At 64.9% G+C, this 18,928-nt stretch carries 17 protein-coding genes; 10 read left to right on the top strand and 7 right to left on the bottom strand.

The genetic code is table 11. From position 1 onward, the window contains the following. Window positions 1-33: 33 nt before the first annotated feature. The 3 genes from FJ948_RS25090 to glcF all read left to right on the top strand — a co-directional run bounded on the left by FJ948_RS25090 (window position 34) and on the right by glcF (window position 4,350). Window positions 34-1,530, top strand: a complete 1,497-nt coding sequence (locus FJ948_RS25090) for an FAD-linked oxidase C-terminal domain-containing protein (RefSeq protein WP_140709240.1) — start codon at window positions 34-36, stop codon at window positions 1,528-1,530. 223 nt (window positions 1,531-1,753) lie between these two features. Next, window positions 1,754-2,959: an FAD-binding protein gene (locus tag FJ948_RS25080; protein ID WP_140709238.1), complete on the top strand. Its 1,206-nt coding sequence runs from the start codon at window positions 1,754-1,756 to the stop codon at window positions 2,957-2,959. Between the two features lie 65 nt (window positions 2,960-3,024). Then, window positions 3,025-4,350, top strand: coding sequence for a glycolate oxidase subunit GlcF (gene glcF, locus FJ948_RS25075; protein ID WP_140709236.1), 1,326 nt, complete (start codon window positions 3,025-3,027; stop codon window positions 4,348-4,350). A 15-nt stretch (window positions 4,351-4,365) separates the two neighbouring features. On the opposite strand, the gene FJ948_RS25070 is transcribed toward glcF, so the two are convergent. Next, window positions 4,366-5,286 carry a bifunctional 5,10-methylenetetrahydrofolate dehydrogenase/5,10-methenyltetrahydrofolate cyclohydrolase gene (locus FJ948_RS25070; protein WP_140709234.1) on the bottom strand — a complete coding sequence of 307 codons (921 nt, stop codon included), beginning with the start codon at window positions 5,284-5,286 and terminating at the stop codon, window positions 4,366-4,368. A 255-nt stretch (window positions 5,287-5,541) separates the two neighbouring features. Continuing rightward, the gene (locus tag FJ948_RS25065; RefSeq protein WP_140709232.1) at window positions 5,542-6,273 is read right to left on the bottom strand and encodes a L,D-transpeptidase; all 732 of its coding nucleotides are present in this window, start codon (window positions 6,271-6,273) and stop codon (window positions 5,542-5,544) included. A gap of 212 nt (window positions 6,274-6,485) precedes the next feature. Here FJ948_RS25065 and FJ948_RS25060 point away from each other — a divergent pair, with 212 nt between their 5' ends. After that, window positions 6,486-7,124 carry a DNA-3-methyladenine glycosylase I gene (locus FJ948_RS25060; RefSeq protein ID WP_140709230.1) on the top strand — a complete coding sequence of 213 codons (639 nt, stop codon included), beginning with the start codon at window positions 6,486-6,488 and terminating at the stop codon, window positions 7,122-7,124. Window positions 7,125-7,223: 99 nt separating this feature from the next. On the opposite strand, the gene FJ948_RS25055 is transcribed toward FJ948_RS25060, so the two are convergent. Further along, window positions 7,224-7,613: a hypothetical protein gene (locus FJ948_RS25055; protein ID WP_140709228.1), complete on the bottom strand. Its 390-nt coding sequence runs from the start codon at window positions 7,611-7,613 to the stop codon at window positions 7,224-7,226. A gap of 49 nt (window positions 7,614-7,662) precedes the next feature. Further along, window positions 7,663-7,914: a hypothetical protein gene (locus FJ948_RS25050; RefSeq protein WP_140709226.1), complete on the bottom strand. Its 252-nt coding sequence runs from the start codon at window positions 7,912-7,914 to the stop codon at window positions 7,663-7,665. Between the two features lie 240 nt (window positions 7,915-8,154). Between FJ948_RS25050 and hisS the strand changes: the two genes are divergently transcribed. From hisS to FJ948_RS25025, 4 genes are all read left to right on the top strand, one after another. Then, entirely contained in the window at window positions 8,155-9,660 is a 1,506-nt protein-coding gene (hisS, locus tag FJ948_RS25045) for a histidine--tRNA ligase (protein ID WP_140709224.1), read from the top strand. A 175-nt stretch (window positions 9,661-9,835) separates the two neighbouring features. Next, window positions 9,836-10,957 carry an ATP phosphoribosyltransferase regulatory subunit gene (locus FJ948_RS25035; protein WP_140709222.1) on the top strand — a complete coding sequence of 374 codons (1,122 nt, stop codon included), beginning with the start codon at window positions 9,836-9,838 and terminating at the stop codon, window positions 10,955-10,957. Beyond that, window positions 10,954-11,652 carry an ATP phosphoribosyltransferase gene (gene hisG / locus FJ948_RS25030; RefSeq protein ID WP_140709220.1) on the top strand — a complete coding sequence of 233 codons (699 nt, stop codon included), beginning with the start codon at window positions 10,954-10,956 and terminating at the stop codon, window positions 11,650-11,652. The genes FJ948_RS25035 and hisG overlap by 4 nt, the downstream gene beginning before the upstream one ends. Before the next feature lie 98 nt (window positions 11,653-11,750). Next, window positions 11,751-13,523 (top strand): AMP-binding protein, encoded by a 1,773-nt coding sequence (locus tag FJ948_RS25025; protein ID WP_140709218.1) that lies wholly within the window; start codon window positions 11,751-11,753, stop codon window positions 13,521-13,523. A gap of 7 nt (window positions 13,524-13,530) precedes the next feature. On the opposite strand, the gene FJ948_RS25020 is transcribed toward FJ948_RS25025, so the two are convergent. Beyond that, a complete protein-coding gene (locus FJ948_RS25020) occupies window positions 13,531-15,075 on the bottom strand; it encodes an alpha/beta hydrolase (RefSeq protein ID WP_140709216.1) in 1,545 nt (514 codons plus the stop codon). A 209-nt stretch (window positions 15,076-15,284) separates the two neighbouring features. On the opposite strand from FJ948_RS25020, the gene FJ948_RS25015 reads away from it, so the two are divergent. After that, window positions 15,285-15,926: a class I SAM-dependent methyltransferase gene (locus tag FJ948_RS25015; protein WP_140709214.1), complete on the top strand. Its 642-nt coding sequence runs from the start codon at window positions 15,285-15,287 to the stop codon at window positions 15,924-15,926. A gap of 17 nt (window positions 15,927-15,943) precedes the next feature. Here FJ948_RS25015 and FJ948_RS25010 read toward each other — a convergent pair whose 3' ends face one another. Then, window positions 15,944-16,615, bottom strand: coding sequence for a TetR/AcrR family transcriptional regulator (locus tag FJ948_RS25010; protein ID WP_140709212.1), 672 nt, complete (start codon window positions 16,613-16,615; stop codon window positions 15,944-15,946). Between the two features lie 202 nt (window positions 16,616-16,817). After that, complete coding sequence (locus FJ948_RS25005) at window positions 16,818-17,762, bottom strand: nucleoside hydrolase (protein WP_140709210.1); 945 nt, start codon at window positions 17,760-17,762, stop codon at window positions 16,818-16,820. Between the two features lie 103 nt (window positions 17,763-17,865). Here FJ948_RS25005 and FJ948_RS25000 point away from each other — a divergent pair, with 103 nt between their 5' ends. After that, a complete protein-coding gene (locus FJ948_RS25000; protein WP_140709208.1) occupies window positions 17,866-18,879 on the top strand; it encodes a 2OG-Fe(II) oxygenase family protein in 1,014 nt (337 codons plus the stop codon). Window positions 18,880-18,928 lie beyond the last annotated feature (49 nt).

Raw genomic sequence — 18,928 nt, 5'->3', positions numbered from 1 at the left:
ATCATTTTTACCAGTTGAGTGGAGGAAGCGCCGATGTCCGGCCTTGCCATGCCCAAGCCAGACGCCGAGACGCTGCGCCGGCGCAGCGAAATCGTCGCCGACATGCGCATCATCGTGCCGGGCGAGGGTGTCGTCGACGCCGCCAACGCCATGCGCGCCTTCGAGAGCGATGGCCTGACCGCCTACCGCCAACTGCCGCTGGTCGTGGTGCTGCCCGAGACGGTCGCGCAGGTTTCGCGGGTGCTGAAATACTGCAACGACCGCAACATCCGCGTCGTACCGCGCGGATCCGGCACCTCGCTGTCGGGCGGCGCCCTGCCGCTCGAAGACGCGGTGCTTTTGGTGATGAGCCGTTTCAATCGCATTATCGAGATCGATTTTCCCAACCGCATTGTCGTCGCCCAGCCCGGCGTCACCAATCTTGGCATCACGTCAGCCGTCGAGCAGGAGGGCTTCTACTACGCCCCCGATCCATCCTCCCAGATCGCCTGCTCGATCGGCGGCAATGTGGCGGAGAATTCCGGCGGCGTGCACTGCCTGAAATACGGCCTCACCGCCAACAATGTGCTGGGCATCGAGATGGTGCTGATGAATGGCGAGGTGGTGCGGCTCGGGGGCAGCCACCTCGACGCGGAAGGCTATGATCTGCTCGGCGTGATGACCGGCTCGGAAGGTCTGCTCGGCGTCGTCACCGAGGTCACGGTACGCATCCTCAAGAAGCCGGAGACGGCGCGCGCCTTGCTGATCGGCTTTCCGACCAGCGAGCAGGGCGGCCAGTGCGTCGCCGACATCATCGGCGCCGGCATCATTCCAGGCGGCATGGAAATGATGGACCGGCCGGCGATCCACGCTGCCGAGGATTTCGTCCATGCCGGCTATCCCCTCGATGTCGAGGCGCTGCTGATCGTCGAACTCGATGGCCCCGGTGTCGAGGTCGATCATCTCATCACCGCGGTCGAGACGATCGCTATTCGCAACGGCTCGACCACGTGCCGCATCTCGCAGTCCGAGCAGGAGCGGCTGAGTTTTTGGGCCGGCCGCAAGGCGGCCTTCCCCGCCGTCGGCCGCATCTCGCCCGACTATTACTGCATGGATGGCACCATCCCGCGCAAGGAGTTGCCGCGCGTCTTGGCCGGCATGCGCGAGCTGTCGGAAAAATACGGTCTCGGCGTCGCCAACGTCTTTCACGCCGGCGACGGCAATATGCATCCGCTGATCCTCTACGATGCCAACGTGCCGGGTGAACTCGACAAGGCCGAAAGCTTCGGCGCCGATATTTTGCGGCTCTGCGTCAAGGTCGGTGGCGTGCTCACCGGCGAGCATGGGGTGGGAGTCGAGAAGCGCGACCTGATGCCGGAAATGTTCAATCAGGTCGATCTCGACCAGCAGATGCGCGTCAAATGCGCCTTCGACCCCAACCATCTGCTCAACCCCGGAAAGGTGTTCCCGCAACTGCGCCGTTGCGCCGAGCTAGGGCGCATGCATGTGCATCGGGGGCAGGTGGCGTTTCCGGACATTCCGAGGTTTTGAGTTGCATGTTGGTGCCTGAACACCCCCCTCTGTCCTGCCGGACATCTCCCCCGCAAGGGGGGAGATCGACTCCGATAGCCCCCTTCGCCAACTACCTACGTTGGGCAGCGGGCGCGACATTGAAGCGGCCAATCTCCCCCCTTGCCGGGGAGATGTCCGGCAGGACAGAGGGGGGTGTGAAGGAACTCGACGTCTCTGCACTTGCAAGTGGCATGTCACGCCAATGACCACCTTCACCCCGACCACGTCAGACGAAGTCCTCTCCACCGTTGCCTGGGCGGGGGCGGAGGAAACGTCGCTCGAAATCGTCGGCCACGGCTCCAAACGCGGCATCGGCCGTCCGTTGCAGACCGAGCACACACTCGACCTGTCGAAACTCTCCGGCGTGACCCTCTACGAGCCGGCCGAACTGGTGCTGTCGGCCAAATCAGGCACGCCGCTGGCCGATATCGAGAAGCTGTTGGCGCAAAACAGCCAGCAACTGGCGTTCGAGCCGATGGACTACGGCCCGTTGCTCGGTGGCGAGCCGGGCAAAGGCACCATCGGCGGTGTACTTGGCGCGAACCTGTCCGGCCCACGTCGGCTGAAGGCGGGCGCCGCGCGCGACCATATCCTGGGTATCAACGTCGTCTCCGGCCGGGGCGAGGCCTTCAAGTCCGGCGGCCGCGTGGTCAAGAACGTCACCGGCTACGATCTCTCCAAGCTGATGGCCAACAGCTGGGGCACGCTGGCCGTGTTCACCGACGTCACCTTCAAGGTGCTGCCGGCCGCCGAGACGGAGGTGACGCTCGCCGTCCGTGGGCTGCTCGACGATGCCGCGGCAAGTGCCATGGCCCTGGCGCTCGGCTCCAGCGCGGAAGTATCGAGCGCGGCCCATCTGCCGGAGCGGATCGCCGCGCGCGTCGCCGGTGGAAGTCTTGGCAGTGAAGCCGCCACGCTGCTGCGCGTCGAAGGCTTTGGCCCGTCCGTTGCGTACCGCATCGCGGCGCTGAAGGCACTGCTCGGCAGGGCGGGGCCGCTGGAGGAGATTTCCGGTGAGGCCTCGAAGGCGATCTGGCGCGACGTGCGCGATTGCAAGCCATTCGCCGATGGCAGCGAGAAGCCGGTCTGGCGCGTGTCGATGACGCCCGCGCAGGGGCACCAGATGGTCCTGACGCTGCGCATGCAGGCTGCCGTAAGCGCGTTCTACGACTGGCAGGGCGGGCTGGTGTGGCTGCGCATGGAGGAGGGCGATCCCGAAGCCGGCCTCCTGCGCGGGCTGTTGCGCAAACATGGCGGCGGCCACGCGACGCTGGTGCGCGCCGCGCCGGCCCATCGCGCCGCGCTGCCGGTGTTCGAGCCGCAGGCGCCGGCGCTGGCGGCGCTGAGCCAGCGGCTGAAACAGGAATTCGACCCCAAGAACATCCTCAATCCCGGCCGCATGGCCTAGAGCAATTCCAGGAAAAGTGTGAAACGGTTTTTCGTCCGGAATTGCGTCTAAACAGAGCGTCAGAGATGCAGACCAATTTTTTGCCCGAGCAGCTTGCCGATCCAGATGTCGCCGAGTCCGAAAAGATCCTGCGCAAATGCGTGCATTGCGGCTTCTGCACCGCTACCTGCCCGACCTATGTGACGCTCGGCAACGAACTCGATTCACCGCGCGGGCGCATCTACCTGATCAAGGACATGCTGGAGAACGGCCGTCCCGCCGACAAGGAAATCGTCACCCATATCGACCGTTGCCTGTCGTGCCTCGCCTGCATGACCACCTGCCCGTCGGGCGTCAACTACATGCATCTGGTCGACCATGCCCGTGCCCATATCCAGGAAACCTACAAGCGCCCGCTGCTCGATCGGCTGATCCGCGCCATGCTGGCCTTCGTGCTGCCCTATCCCCGGCGTTTCCGCGCCGCGCTCAAACTGGCGAAGCTGGGCAAGCCATTCATAGGCCTGTTCGAGAAGATCCCGGCGCTGAAGCCGCTCGGCGCCATGCTCAAGCTCGCGCCGGCATCCATTCCGGCGGCCTCGCCGATGGCCTTGCCGGGCGTCCATGCCGGACAGGGAGCAAAAAGAGGACGCGTCGCGATCCTCACCGGCTGCGCCCAATCGGTGCTCGATCCCGGCATAAACGACACCACCATTTCGTTGCTGACCCGGCTCGGTATCGAGGTGGTGGTGCCGCCGGCCGAGGGCTGCTGCGGGGCGCTGGTCCATCATATGGGGCGGGAAGAAGCCGCCCTTGCCTCGGCCAGGCAAAATGTCGATGCCTGGACCCGCGCCGTGGAACAGGGCGGGCTCGACGCCATCATCGTCACCGCGTCCGGGTGCGGCACGACGATCAAGGATTACGGCTTCATGCTGCGCCTCGATCCCGCCTATGCCGACAAGGCCGCGCGCGTGTCGGCGCTGGCCAAGGACGTCACCGAGTATCTCGCCGCCATCGATCTGCCGGAACCAATGCGCAAGCCGGGCACGATCGTCGCCTATCACTCGGCCTGCTCGATGCAGCACGGCCAGAAGATTACGCGCCAGCCGAAGGAACTGCTCGCCAAGGCCGGTTTCATCGTGCGCGAGCCGCGCGAGGGGCACCTCTGCTGCGGTTCGGCCGGCACCTACAACATCATGCAATCGGAGATCTCGGCCAGGCTGCGTGACCGCAAGGTGAAGAACATCGTGGCGACGGGCGCGTCGGTCGTCGCCACCGGCAATATCGGCTGCATCACGCAGATCGCCTCCGCCGCCAGCATGCCGGTGGTGCACACGATCAAATTGCTCGATTGGGCCTATGGCGGGCCAAGACCGGACGGCGTTGCGGAAGACGGCCTGATCGCGGCGGAATAGCCGTCCGTTCCGGCGCTATTCCGCCGCCAGCCTGTCGGCCGTGCCGTAGGTCGCCTCGTAGAGCGCGCGCTGGCGGCTGAGCGCGACCATCGTGTTGCGCAGCAGGATCGCCACCGTGATCGGGCCGACGCCGCCCGGCACGGGTGTGATCCAGGAGGCAACCTCGCGCACGCTTTCGGTGTCGACGTCGCCGACAATGCGGCTCGCCCCGTCTGGTCCGATCTCCGAATTGATGCCGATGTCGATCACGGCGGCACCCGGCTTGACCATGTCGGCCTTGATCAGCCTGGGCTTGCCGACGGCGACGAACAGCGCGTCGGCGCGCCGCGCATGGGCGGCGACCGAGCGCGTCATGTGATGGCAGACAGTGACCGTCGCGCCTTCGCTCATCAGCAGGAAGGCGATCGGCTTGCCGACGATCTCCGAATGGCCGACGATGACCACTTCCAGCCCCTTGAGGTCGAGGCCGGTTTCCTTGAGCAACTCGACCGAGGCAGCGGCCGTGCAGGGCGCCAGATCGAGCTGGTTGTAGACGATGTTGCCGATCGAGGCCGGGTGCATGCCCTCGACATCCTTCAGCGGATGTACGGCCGCCTGCAGCGTCTTGATCGGGATATGCGCCGGAACCGGCCGCTGGATGATGATGCCGGTGACACGCGGATCGGCGTTCAACCCGTGGATCGCCGCTTCGAGTTCGCCGGAGGTGATGGTGGCGGGAAAGCGCCGCTCCTCGAAATCGATGCCGGCGAGCTGGGCCTTGGCGCGCTGGTTGCGCACATAGACATCGACCGCGTCGGTATCGCCGACGGTGATCGAGATCAGCTTGGGCGGAAAACCCTCGGCTTTGGCAATGGCCGCATCCTCGCGCACGGCGGCGATGATGCGCTGGGCAACCGGGCCGCCCTTGAGATAGCGGCTGTCGTCGGTCAGGGACATGGAGGGACTCTTTCGTTCATTGGCGCCGACATAGCAAAAGAACGTCGAAAATGTCAGCACGAAAGCGAACGGCGATACCTCCTGCGCGACGCAACGACGCGGGCCACATCCGACACCAGCCAAAAAGAGAGGGCAGCGCGGTTTCCCGCGCTGCCCTTCCTGACCGACCGCATCCCCATACGGCCCGTCCCCCGTTATCCCTGTCCTGGCCTCGAAAAGCGAAGTGCTTTGCCGGCCAGTGATTCGCGTAAGCTATTATATCACCTCGACCGTGGTTCCGACATTGACCCGCTCATAAAGGTCGACCACGTCCTCGTTGCGCATGCGTATGCAACCCGACGACACCGCACCGCCGATCGTCCAGGGCTGGTTGGTGCCGTGGATGCGGTACTCCGTCGTGCCGAGATAGAGTGCACGCGCGCCGAGCGGGTTTTCCATGCCGCCGGCCAGATAGGTCGGCAGATAGCGGCCCTTGGCCGCCTCGCGCTTGATCATCTCGGCTGGCGGACGCCAATCCGGCCAGACGCGCTTGTTGGTGATCTTGTGCGTGCCCGACCATTCGAAGCCGGGCTTGCCGGTGCCGACGCCGTAACGCCGCGCCTTGCCGTTCTTCTCGACCAGATAGAGGAAGTTCTGCGTGGTATCGATGACGATGGTGCCTGGCTTCTGGCCGCCGTCATAAGCGACTTCCTGCGGCAGGTAGACCGGGTTGATCTGCGGCCGCATGACCGTGCGCTTGGCCGGCGCCGGCACGCCCGCCGTCTGCACGCGGTCGGGCTGCGCGGTGCGCTGGCGCGGCTGCTGTTGCACGGCCTGCCGGTTCTGCCGCACGATGCCGGGCGCTTGGCCAAGCTGCAGCACCCAGGGCGCGGAAAGGTCGGGGCTCACCATCACCGGCGGCCTGTCGGCATAGCGGTCATTGGCAAGGGAGGGCATGGTACTCGCGGCAAGCACTGCCGCGCTGAACAACGGAAGCAGGAATTTCATCGGGAGCGCACCTTGATCGCCTGATACACCGGGCAAGAACGCTCCCGGTTTTCGCGATCATTGGCGGCGAGCAGCAACCGAAACATGAATCGGAATGCGTAAAATGCGGTTCTGTCGGTAAACCTTTTGGTGTGGTTACCGCCGGGTTCAGGAATCTGGTAAAGCCACGGTAAAAGCGGCGCGCAAGCGCATTAACGAATGGATTTCTTGAGATGAGCAATGAAAATACCGGCCTGCTTGCCGGTCCCGACGGTGTCGTGCGCTGCTTCTGGCATGGCAATCTGCCGGACTATCTGCACTACCACGACCATGAATGGGGCCGGCCGGTGGCCGACGACCGCAGGCTGTTCGAAAAGATCTGCCTGGAAGGATTTCAGTCGGGGCTGTCGTGGCTGACCATTCTGCGCAAGCGGGAGAATTTTCGTGAGGCCTTCGCCGGCTTCGACTTCGACAAGGTCGCCGCCTTCACCGATAGGGATGTCGAGCGCCTGCTCGGCAATGCCGGCATCATTCGCCATCGCGGCAAGATCGTCTCGACCATCAACAATGCCAAACGCGCCCGCGAGATGGTCGACGAGTTCGGCTCGCTGGCCGCCTGGTTCTGGAAGTTCGAACCCGGCAAGGAGGAGCGGCCGCAAACCGTCGACCTCGCCCATCTGCGCGCCAACCCGACCACCGCGGTCTCGGTCCGGATTTCGAAGGAGCTGAAGAAGCGCGGCTGGACCTTTGTCGGCCCGACCACCGTCTACGCCTTCATGCAGGCCATGGGCCTGGTCAACGACCATCTCGAAGGCTGTGTGTGCCGCAAGGAGATCGAGAAAGAGCGGAAGGCTTTCAAGCGGCCGAAATAGCCACTTTTGCCTTCTCCCCGTTCACGCCGTTCACGGGGAGAAGGTGGCCAGAAGGGCCGGATGAGGGGCGGCGCGAACCTCCGAATGCTCGCGCTGCCCTCACTTCTCGAACCGTCCCTCGTGCCCGCTGCCATTGATGTCCCACACCAGGCTGCGGCCGGAAATGGTCAGCACAAGGCCGCTGAAACCGCTGTCGTCGGGCGTATGATGGGTCGATGCCGCGCTGCGTCCGGCGGGAATGACCTCGACCGTCGAGCCCTTCTTCACCCAACAGCCCTTGCCGTACTGGTCGTTGGCGCCATAGGCGAGCATGAATTCGAAGCTGCCGTCTTTCCTGAGCAGCAGTTCGGAGCCGACCTCCATGACGCCGCGCAGATAGTAATGCCCGGCAAGGCCCGCGTCGCCGGGCTTGCAGCCGGCAGCATCGGCCGGATTGGCCGCTCCAAGAAGAAGTGCGCAGCCAAGCGCGTATGCGTAGCTCAGGCGCATGCTCAATCCCCCGATCAAGAATGAAATCGCTTCCGTGAGGCGGGTGCTTTCAGGTGCCGTTGGCGCCGGCCAGGAACAGACCGGCGACGATTGCCGCCACGGTGGCCACCGTCGGATAGATCACCAGCAGCCCGGTCACCAGGGCGTCGCGCAGGGAAGGCCCCTTGCTTGTGCCGGCCGGCACATCGAACGGCCCGGCCGTCTGGCCAACCATTTTCGGTGCATGACTGCTCGCCGGACGCAGGCGTGCCGGCAGTTCACCGGCCTCGCTGTTGGCATGGAATTCCGTTGCGCTGCTCATGTCCCGAACCCCTCGTTTCGGTGCGCTATATCGGCCGCGATTGTGTCGGCACGATGCCGCGCTCATGGCGGCATTGTTTCATTCCTGGTGCGTTTTTGTTTCGGCGAACGCCCGCGCTTGCTCTCTCGCAATGCATGGACGCCATGCCCGCAGCCGGCCTTGCCGGGTAGAGCCTCATAAGTTAGGACACGCGCGTTGCGAAAATCGCAACACTCCAACACAAGACACCGAGCGAAACTCATGGCCGACAAATCCGAAAAGACGAAAGCGCGGCTGCCGCGCGGATTTGCCGACCGCGGCGCCGAGGACATCCGTGCCGTCGAGAAGATGATGGCGACGATCCGCTCGGTCTACGAGCTTTACGGCTTCGAGCCGGCTGACCAGCCGCTGATCGAATACACCGATGCGCTGGGCAAATTCCTGCCCGACCAGGACAGGCCGAACGAAGGCGTGTTCTCCTTCCAGGACGACGACGACCAGTGGCTGTCGCTGCGTTACGACCTGACGGCACCCACCGCGCGTTTCGTCGCCGAGAATTTCGAACGCCTGCCCAAGCCATACCGCAGCTACCGGTCCGGCTGGGTGTTCCGCAACGAAAAGCCCGGCCCCGGCCGCTTCCGCCAATTCATGCAGTTCGACGCCGACACGATCGGCACGCCGGGCGTCGCCGCCGATGCCGAGATGGCGATGATGATGGCCGACGTCATGGAAGCGCTCGGCATCAAGCGCGGCGACTACGTCATCCGCGTCAACAACCGCAAGGTGCTGGACGGCGTGCTGGATGCGATCGGCCTCGGCGGCGAGGAGAATGCCGGGCGCCGGCTGACGGTGCTGCGCGCCATCGACAAGCTGGACAAGCTTGGTCCGGAAGGTGTCCGGCTTCTGCTTGGCCCGGGGCGCTGGGACGGCGGCAAGGAAGGCGAAGGCGACTTCGCCAAGGGCGCCGGGCTGGACGATACGCAAGCCGAGGCCGTTCTTCTGGCGACGGCGCGCAATGCGCAGGCCGGCCAGGACGCCAGTGTCAGCGGCAACGCGACCTACCAGGAAGGCGTTGGTGAACTCGCGACGATCGAGGCCCTGGTCAGGGCCGCTGGATATGCCGAGGACCGCGTCGCCATGGACCGTTCCGTCGTGCGCGGCCTCGAATATTACACTGGCCCCGTCTTCGAGGCCGAACTGCTGGCCGAAATTCCCAATGAGGATGGCCAGATCGTACGCTTCGGTTCGGTCGGCGGTGGCGGCCGTTATGACGGTCTGGTCTCGCGCTTCCGCGGCGAGCCGGTGCCGGCGACCGGTTTTTCCATCGGTGTTTCCAGGCTGATGACGGCGCTGAAGAATCTCGGCAAGCTCGACAGCGCCGACGTCATCGCGCCGGTCGTCGTGCTGGTCATGGACAAGGACACGGAAAGCCTTGGCCGCTACCAGAAGATGGTCTCGCAATTGCGCGCCGCCGGCATCCGCTCCGAAATGTATCTCGGCGGCGCCGGCATGAAGGCGCAGCTCAAATATGCCGACCGGCGCGGCTGTCCGGTCGCAATCATCCAGGGCGGTGACGAGCGCGCCAAGGGCGAACTGCAGATCAAGGACCTGATCGAAGGCGCCCGCATGTCAGCCGAAATCACCGACAACGCCGAATGGCGCGCCGCACGCCCGGCGCAGGTGACGGTGGCGGAAGGTGAGCTGGTCGCCGAAGTGAAGAAGATTTTGGCGGCGCAGGCTGCCGATCGCGCGAAAGGTGGCGCTTGAGCGCCCCCCTCTGGCCTGCCGGCCATCTCCCCCTCAAGGGGGGAGATCGGATGTCTCTGGGGCTTTCGCCAATCTTCAGCGATGAAGAGGCGCTGAGCATCAAGCTGCGTATCTCCCCCCTTGAGGGGGAGATGTCCGGCAGGACAGAGGGGGGTGCCTCGCGCCCATCCTGTCCATGACCTCCCGCTACCCCGCCATATCAGCCGACATCACCAGCCTCTTCGCCACCCGCGACACCCACGCCGTGGAAGTCGCCGTGTTGCAGCCGGCCGATCCGTTCCTCGACATGGCCGGCGAGGATCTGCGCCGGCGCATTTTCCTTACCGAAAGCGAGACCGGACAGACACTCTGCCTGCGGCCCGAATTCACCATTCCGGTTTGCCTCGATCATATCGCCAGCCAGGCCGGCACGCCGCGCCGCTATTCCTATCTTGGCGAAGTGTTCCGCCAGCGCCGCGAGGGCGGCAACGAGTTTTTCCAGGCCGGCATCGAGGATCTCGGCGATCGCGACACGGCTGAAGCCGATGCCCGCTCGGTGGCCGACGCGCATGCGCTGCTGTCGCTCGTCCTGCCCGGTCAGCCGCTGTCGGTCACGCTCGGCGACCAGGGTATCTTCGAGGCGGTGCTGGCGGCACTCGGCCTGCCGCGCGGATGGCGCATGCGGCTGGCCCGTGCCTTCGGCTCGGCGCCGATGCTGGAGGCGGCACTCGCCGATCTCGCCAACCCGCCGCGCAACGGGCAACTCTCCGGCGATGTCGCGGCGCTTGTGCTCGACGGGGATCTCGAAGGTCTGTCAGCTCATATTGCCGGCGGCATGGAGGAGGCTGGCCTGTCGGCATCGGCCGGGCGCGCGCCATCGGACATTGCACGGCGATTGATCGAGAAGGCCGAATTGCGCAGCGTGCGGCTGTCGAACGAGGCCTTCGCGGCGCTGAAGGGTTTTCTGGCCATCGACGTGCCGCTGGATAGCGCTACGCGGGCGCTGGAGTCTTTCGCCGCAGGCGCCGGACTTTCATTGGGTGCGGCGCTGGAAAAATTCGCGGCCCGCGCCAAGGCGATCGAGGCGCATGGCTTGCCCTCGGGAAAAATCCGCTACGACGCAGCCTTCGGCCGTCCGCTCGATTATTACACCGGTGTGGTCTTTGAAATCGCTGCCAGGGATGGCGAGCGTCCCCTGGCCGGTGGCGGCCGCTATGACAGGTTGCTGACGCTGCTTGGCGCCAAGACCGCGATACCCGGTGTCGGCTTCTCCGTGTGGCTCGACCGCATCGAGGCGTTGCGGGAGACGGCATCATGATCACGCTGGCGATCCCGTCGAAAGGCCGGCTGAAGGAGCAGGCGCTGGAGCTGCTGGCCAGGGCCGGCCTCGCCGTCAGCCTGCCCGGCGACGAGCGCAAATATCACGCCCGCGTCGGGGGCATGGACAATGTCGAAGTGGTCTTCCTGTCGGCCTCCGAAATATCGGGCGAAATAGGGCAGGGCGCGGTCGATCTCGGCATCACCGGCGAGGATCTGGTGCGGGAAAATCTCGCCGAATGGGAAGCGCGGGCCGAAATCGTCGCTCGTCTCGGCTTCGGCCATGCCGATGTCGTGGTCGCGGTGCCCGAGATATGGCTCGATGTCGACACCATGGCCGATCTCGATGACGTCGCCGCCGATTTCCGCCAGCGCCATGGCCGGCGGCTCAGGATCGCCACCAAATACTGGCGGCTGACGCAGCAGTTCTTTTCGCAGAAGCACGGCATCCAGGTCTACCGCATCGTCGAGAGCCTCGGCGCCACCGAGGGCGCGCCGGCGGCAGGGCTTGCCGACGTCATCGTCGACATCACTTCGACGGGCTCGACGCTGCGCGCCAACCATCTCAAGGTGCTGGGCGATGGCGTCGTGCTGCAGTCGCAGGCCTGCCTGGTGGCCTCGAGGAAAGATCGTTCCGCTGCCGACGAGGTCGTCTTGCGCGATATAGCCGCGAAAATGGCGGCGGCGGTCGGATAGTCCGGTTTCCCTCGAGGGGAGGGACGCCTCGACCATCGGCGGGATTTCCACCGTCCCGGCAGGCTGATAGGCTCGGTCCGTGCTGGGAGGAGACAGCGATGCCGGTCAATCTCGACGAGCTGAAGAACGCCACCAATCTGCGCGGACGCGGCGCGCGCTCCGGCATTGTGTTTGTCGCGCCCGTCGACGGCAGGGCGCATGTCTCCGGCGAGCGCAAGGTTCCGTTGCTGGAGCAGACCATTCCAGCCCTTTTCTCCGATACCGTCAGCAAATACGGCACGCTCGATGCCGCAATCTTCGTCGGCCAGGACAAGCGCTTCACCTGGAGCGAACTGTCGGACACCGTCGATGCGCTGGCCGCCGGCTTCCTGGCACTAGGCCTGCACAAGGGCGACCGGGTCGGCATCTGGTCGCCCAACCGCTGGGAATGGCTGGTGACGCAATTCGCCACCGCCCGCATCGGCCTGATCCTGGTCAACATCAATCCAGCCTACCGGCTGACCGAACTGGAATATGCCCTCAACAAGGTTGGCTGCAAGGCGCTGGTGACGGCGGCGAGCTTCAAGACCTCTGACTATCTCGGCATGATCGAGACGCTGGCGCCGGAAATCGTCACGGCGACACCCGGCAAGCTGAAGGCCGCGAAATTGCCGGCGCTCAGGATCGTCATCCGCATGGGCGAGGAGAACTCGCCAGGCATGTTCAATTTCGGCGACGTGCTGGCCATGGCCGGCCGCGACGAGCATGACAGCCTCGACCGCATCTCCGGGGGCCTGAAGCCTGGCGATGCGATCAACGTCCAGTTCACGTCGGGCACGACCGGCGCGCCCAAGGGCGCGACGCTCACCCATCTCAACATCGTCAACAACGGCAATTTCGTCACCTCGGCGATAAAACTCACCGTCGACGACCGGCTCTGCATCCCGGTGCCGCTCTATCACTGCTTCGGCATGTCGATGGGCACGATGGGCTGTGTGTCGAAGGGCGCGACGATGGTTTTCCCCTGCGAGGGTTTTGATCCCGGCCTGACGCTGAAGGCGGTCGCGCAGGAGCGCTGCACGGGCCTCTACGGCGTGCCGACCATGTTCGTCGGCATGCTCGAACATCCGGATTTCCCGACCTTCGATCTCTCCAGCCTGCGCACCGGCATCATGGCCGGCTCGCCATGCCCGATCGAGGTGATGAAGAAGGTGGTGTCGCTGATGCATATGTCGGAGGTGACCATCGCCTATGGCATGACCGAGACCAGCCCGGTCTCGTTCCAGAGCAGCACCGACGATCCGCTGGAAAAGCGCGTCTCGACCGTTGGGCGCATCCATCCGCATGTCGAGGTCAAGGCGGTCGACGCCGAGGGCGCCACCGTTGCCGTCGGCGAGCCGGGTGAGCTTTGCACGCGCGGCTATTCGGTGATGAAGGGCTATTGGGACGACGACGAAAAGACCCGTGAGGCAATCGACACCGACGGCTGGATGCACACCGGCGACCTCGCCACCATCGACGCCGAGGGCTATTGCAACATTGTCGGCCGCGTCAAGGACATGGTCATTCGCGGCGGCGAGAACGTCTATCCCAAGGAGGTCGAGGAATTCCTCTACCGCCACTCCAAGGTTCGGGAAGTGCAGGTCTTCGGCATTCCCGACGCCAAATATGGTGAGGAGTTGTGCGCCTGGATCGTGCTGAAGCCCGGCCAGGTCGCCACCGAACAGGAGATCAAGGCCTTCTGCGCCGGCCAGATCGCCCATTACAAGATACCGCGCCACATCCGCTTCCGCACCGAGTTGCCGATGACGGTGACCGGCAAGCCGCAGAAATTCCTGATGCGTCAGGCGATGGTGGAAGAGTTGGGACTGGTGGCACAGAAGACGGCGTGAGGCGGGATCAGCCGCGTCGCGCCATTGCGCCGATGCTGTCGAGCAGCGCCTGCTGGTCGCCGGCCCAGAACCAGTGGTCGTCGCCGTCGACTTCGATGAACCGGGCGCCGGGAATGCTGGACGCGAGGAACCGCCCGGCTTCGATGCGCACGGCGCGGTCGCCGGAGCGGTGGAGGATCATCGTCGGGGCGGAGACTTTTGCCAGGAGGTGACGGATATCGGCATCCCGTAGCGCCTCCAGCAGGCCCGCGACCGCGCCCGGGCTGGAGGCCGCCCTGAGCAATCCGGCCCACCATGTCCTCGCCTGGCGGTCGTCAGCGAGGCTCGGGGCGAAGGTTTCGATTTCGGCCGGGCCGCCCCAGCCGGCGAGCAGGCGTTGCTTCCACAGATCATACTGCGCGACGGTCAAGGCGAAGGGATAGTCGGGTGCGCGGCTGCCTTTGGCAAGCGAGCCCCACAGGACGAGGCCGGTCAGGCGATCGGGATGCTCGACGGCAAAGCGAATACAGCCAGGCCCACCCTCCGACGCGCCGACCAGCAAGGCCCGGCGGCTGCCGGCCGCGTTCATGACCGCCAGAATATCCTGCGCCGTCGCCTCGACCGTGGGTCGGGCGCCGACGCGGTCGGAAAGCCCCATGCCGCGCCGGTCGAAGAGGATCAGGCGACCCAGGCGCGAAACCGCGGTCAGCCAGGCGCGGCAGCCTGGGTCTTCCCAGATACGCTCGACATGCGAAATGAAGCCGGGAACAAGCACGATGTCCGTCGGGCCGCTACCGACGATCTGGTACGCGATGTGAATGCCGTCCACCGCGACGTAGCGCGTCCTGGGCACGTCCAAGGTAGCGTCCTGAGTTGGCTCGCGCAGCATGGCTAGCGTGGCGGGGTCCGGCGCGACGCCGAGTTCGTCCCGCAAGAGCCGGATGCACGTCTCGATCTGGCGCTCGGCCGCCGCTCTGTCCCCGGCCGCCAGGTGAGCGCGGATCAGATGGCGGTGCGCGCTTTCGCTCAAGGGGTCGAGTGCCGCCAGCCGTGTCGCATGAACGACCGCGCCACGCGGCTCGCCGCCGCCGATCTTGGCTTCGACGAGCCGCTCCAGCGCCTGCACCAGCCGGCCGCGCAAGGTCTCTCGCCGGAAGAAGACCCACTCCTCGAATTCCGGACAGTCCGGCAGCGAGAAGCCGACGAGATAGTCGTCCATGTAGATCCCGGCTGCCTCGTCGAGAGCGCCGCAATTGCAGGCCTGCTCGAAAACCCTGGTGTCGATCTCCGCGGACAGCGCCGGGTGCAGGCTCAGCGAGGCGCCCGTGACGGCGATGATCTCGCTGCCGAAGGCGATGCGGATTTTATAGAGCGTACGCCGCAGTCGCGCGCGTGCGGCCTGCTCATCGGCTTCTGGCCACAAAAGCGTGGCGACGACCTCGCGCGCCACCGGTCCGCTGGCCTCGACGAGATAGATGAGGAGCGCCGCCGCCTTGCGCAGGGCGAGATCCACCCGCCGGCCGTTCAAGCGGAACTCCGGAAAACCCAGAAATCGGAATTCCAGTCGTTCCATCGATCCGCACACGGCCATGCAGGGACGTTGAGGGGACGCCGGCCTTCTATCCATCCCCACGACATCGGGCCGATCGGACCCGATCATGAGACTCCTTGGAGCGAGAAATGTCACTGGTCAATACTTTCACCCACTATTGCACATCAGGGCCCCTTGCCGGCGGTGGCGCCCCTTTCGGTGCTGCCGACGCAGGGCAAGGAGGCTGAGACATGTGCCAATCCTGTCTCTCCTGGTACGCGCGCTGCATTGCTCCCTACCTGGTCCACGCCGGCTGTTCGGCCAGCGCCTTCGCTGACATGCGCAGGCGCCTGATTCCACGGGCAGGGGGCGTTGTCGTCGAAGTCGGCTTCGGGTCCGGCCTGAACCTTCCCTATTACGACGCCGGCAGGGTGAAGCGGCTCGTCGGCGTCGATCCCGACGGCACGATGCTCGGCCTGGCCGAACCGAAGAGCCGTTCTTTGCCATTCAATGTCGACTGCATCCGGGCCAGCGGTGAAAACCTGCCCTTGGCCGACAGCGTCGCCGACACGGTGGTCGTCACCTATGCCTTCTGCACCATTCCGGACCCCGAGGCGGCGCTGACCGAGATCCGGCGCGTGCTGAAGCCCACCGGCCGGTTGATCTTCATCGAGCACGGCCAGGCCGAGGGGCCGCGTTGCCGCCGGTGGCAGGAACGTCTGAACCGGATATGGAGCCGGCTTGCCGGCGGCTGCCATCTCAACCGCGATCCATTGCACCTGATCGATGCGGCGGGTTTTCATGTCGTGGAAGCGGAGCGTGAGCGGTTCCGGCTGCCCTTCTGGCAGTTGGGAAGCCACCATGCCGGTATCGCGATACCCCTAACGGGTTGAGGCGCGTTCGTGGTCTCCTATCGCCCGCCCTTAATCTCCGACGGCCGTGGTGCTGAACCCCGCTCCTGCACCAGCGGCCCGAGCAGCACTTCGCCGAACAGCGGCTGGTAGCTGCGGCGCACCGCCGGGTCCTCCTTGAAGGACAGCGCATATTGGCCGATCTGGTGGAAATAGGTGATGCGGGCCCTGACCAGGCTCTCGTCCGGGGGATAGCCCATGGCGCGGAAGGAGCGCATCAGGAGTTCGACACGCAAATCGTCGATATCCTTGACCTCCCGCGCCAGCTTTTTCGACGTTCGCGACCAATCGCGCACGGCGAGGTCGAGCAGCGGGCTGAACGGTGCCTCGTCGACCCAGACATGCACGATGTCGGTGAAGAACTGCAGGCCGTCCACGTCGTGCATCTCGCGCATCGCCCAGAAGGGCTGGCAATTGATGTCCCGCCATTCCTGCAGCAGGCCGTCGCGAAGATCGGCCAGGCTGGTGAAGTGGAAATAAAAGCTGCCGCGCGTCACCTTGAACTGCTTGGCGAGGCGGTCGATCTTCACCTCGCCGATGCCGTGCTTCTCCAGCACCTTGCGCGCCGCCGCGATCCAGGCCTCGCGGCTCAGCGTCTGCCGCGCCGCCTTCGCGGGCGCGGCAGGCTTGGACGGTCTCTTGCCTTTGGCCGGCGCGCTATCGGCTTTCATGTGATCAAGACCTTCATCGCCTTGCCCAACGCCTGCAATCCGTTTGCCGGCTCCCATGCGCTTGGCGACTCATCAACTCTCCATTATCGCGGAACGTTAGAGCAATTCCAGCAAGAGTGTGTAACGGTTTTCGTCGGGAATTGCGTAAAAACAAGGAGATAGAGTGGCCCGGCGTTTCTATGAGCGCCGGGCCGCGCCAAGCTCAGGGCAATGCGCTGATCCGCTCTAGCATGAGTTTGAAGAACGGCGCCGGATCGATGCGCCGCAGGACGTTGCAGTTCTTGCGGCGTCCGGTCACATGCCACCAGTCGACGACCGTCATGCCGATCGTCTCTGGCGAGACGATGTCGATCGTCACCGCGCACTGGCGCTGTTCATAGATTTGCGGCGCCAGGAGATAGCCGGTGACGCAGGCATCGTGGATCGGGCGTGCCGGCGTCTCGAATTTGTGGGTGCCGTACTGGCGGTAGAAGTCCGCCAGGTTCGCGGCCTCGATCGCGGCGCGGCTGCCGGTGGCGCGCAAGCGGTCCAGCCATTCGGGCGTCATCAGCGCGGTGTAGGTGCAGTCGATGCCCGCCATGGTCACCGGCACGCCGCTGTCGAACACCTTGTGCGCGGCATGCGGGTCGACGAAGATGTTGAACTCGGCGGCTGGCGTGGCGTTGCCGCCCTGGAAGAAGCCGCCGCCCATCAGCACCACTTCGCGCAGCCGAGATACGATCCTCGGCTCCATGGTCATGGCCATGGCCAGGTTGGTCATCGGCCCGAGCGTGCAGACGGTCAATTCGCCTTCCGGCGCATCCATGATGGTGCGCACCATGTAGTTGACCGCGTGTTCGCTTTGCAGCGGCGTCACCGGCTCGGGCAGGTCGGCGCCGTCGAGGCCGGTTTCGCCATGGACATATTCGGCGGTGATCAGCTTGCGCACCATCGGCGCCGGACATCCAGCATGAACAGGCACATCGGGCCGCCCGGCAAGCTCCACGACCTTGAGGGCGTTCTTCGACGTCAGTGCAAGCGGCACGTTGCCCCCGACCGTGGTGATGCCGACCACGTCGAGCTCATCTGGCGATCCCAATGCGAAGAGGATGGCGAAGGCGTCGTCCTGGCCCGGATCGGTGTCGATGATGATCTTGCGTGGTGCCATGATGCCGCGTCCTTGTTTTTGCGATCGAAAGCCTATTGATGAGGCCGTTCGGATGTGTAGAAATACAGTACTGTATCTTATGTTCAAGACAGGGTGTTCGAAAATGGATGCACAAGAGCGCGGCGATTTTTCCGAAATTCCGATCCTCGACGTCTCGGCGCTCTATGGCGACGACGAAGCCGGGATCCGGGCAACGGCAGCGACCTTGCGCCGCTATCTCGAGACGATCGGCTTCCTCTATGTCACCGGCCACGCCATTCGGCGCGCCGACGTCGAAGCGGTCCGCGAAGCTTCCAAGCGCTTCTTTGCCTTGCCCGAGGAGGAGAAGGCGAAGCTGAAGATCGACAAGAATTTTCGCGGCTTCCTGCCCTTCGCCGGCTCGACCATCGTGACCTCGTCGGTGGCGACCGTCAGCAAGCCGAACCAGAGCGAATCGATCTTCTTCATGCACGAGGTCGGCGCCGATGATCCGCGGGCCTTGGCCGACAAGCCGTTGCAAGGCCCGAACCAGTGGCCTGACGAGGCGGCTCTTGCCGGGTTCCGGGAAACGATCGAGCGCTACGTCCAGGAAATGAGCACGCTCGCCCGCAAGATGGTGCGCGCCATCGCGCTCTCGCTCGGGCTGCCCTCCGGCAGCCTCGACCGCTATTTCGAGCAGCCGACGACCTTCCTGCGGCTGCTGCACTATCCGACGCAGCCCCAGGAAGAGGGGCTTTTCGGTTCGGCGCCGCATACCGATTATGGTTTCATCACGCTGCTGGCGCAGGACAATGTCGGCGGCCTCGAGGTCAAGAACAAGGCCGGCGACTGGGTTCCAGCACCTCCGGTCCCGGATTCCTTCGTCATGAATGTCGGCGACATCCTGGCGCGCTGGTCGAACGACCAGTTTGTCTCGACGCCGCATCGCGTCATCAACCGCTCCGGACGCGAGCGCTATTCGCAGCCCTTCTTCTTCGATCCGTCGATGGACGAGACGATCGCCGCGCTTCCGGTCTGCGTGCCGGCCGGCACACAGCCGAAATACGAGCCGGTGCTCTATGGTGATTATCTGATGGAGCGCATCGACAAGAATTATCACTACCGCAAGAAGAAGGCGGCCGAGGCAGCCGCCTCGTAAGGCATGCCGAGCCCAGGCCGGGCACCGGCCCGGGCTTTGCGGCAAGACT

The sequence above is a fragment of the Mesorhizobium sp. B2-3-12 genome (genome assembly GCF_006442205.1).
Taxonomy (GTDB): domain Bacteria; phylum Pseudomonadota; class Alphaproteobacteria; order Rhizobiales; family Rhizobiaceae; genus Mesorhizobium.
The sequence above is the reverse complement of the archived record's forward strand: the minus strand, read 5'-3'. Positions and strand labels throughout refer to the sequence as shown.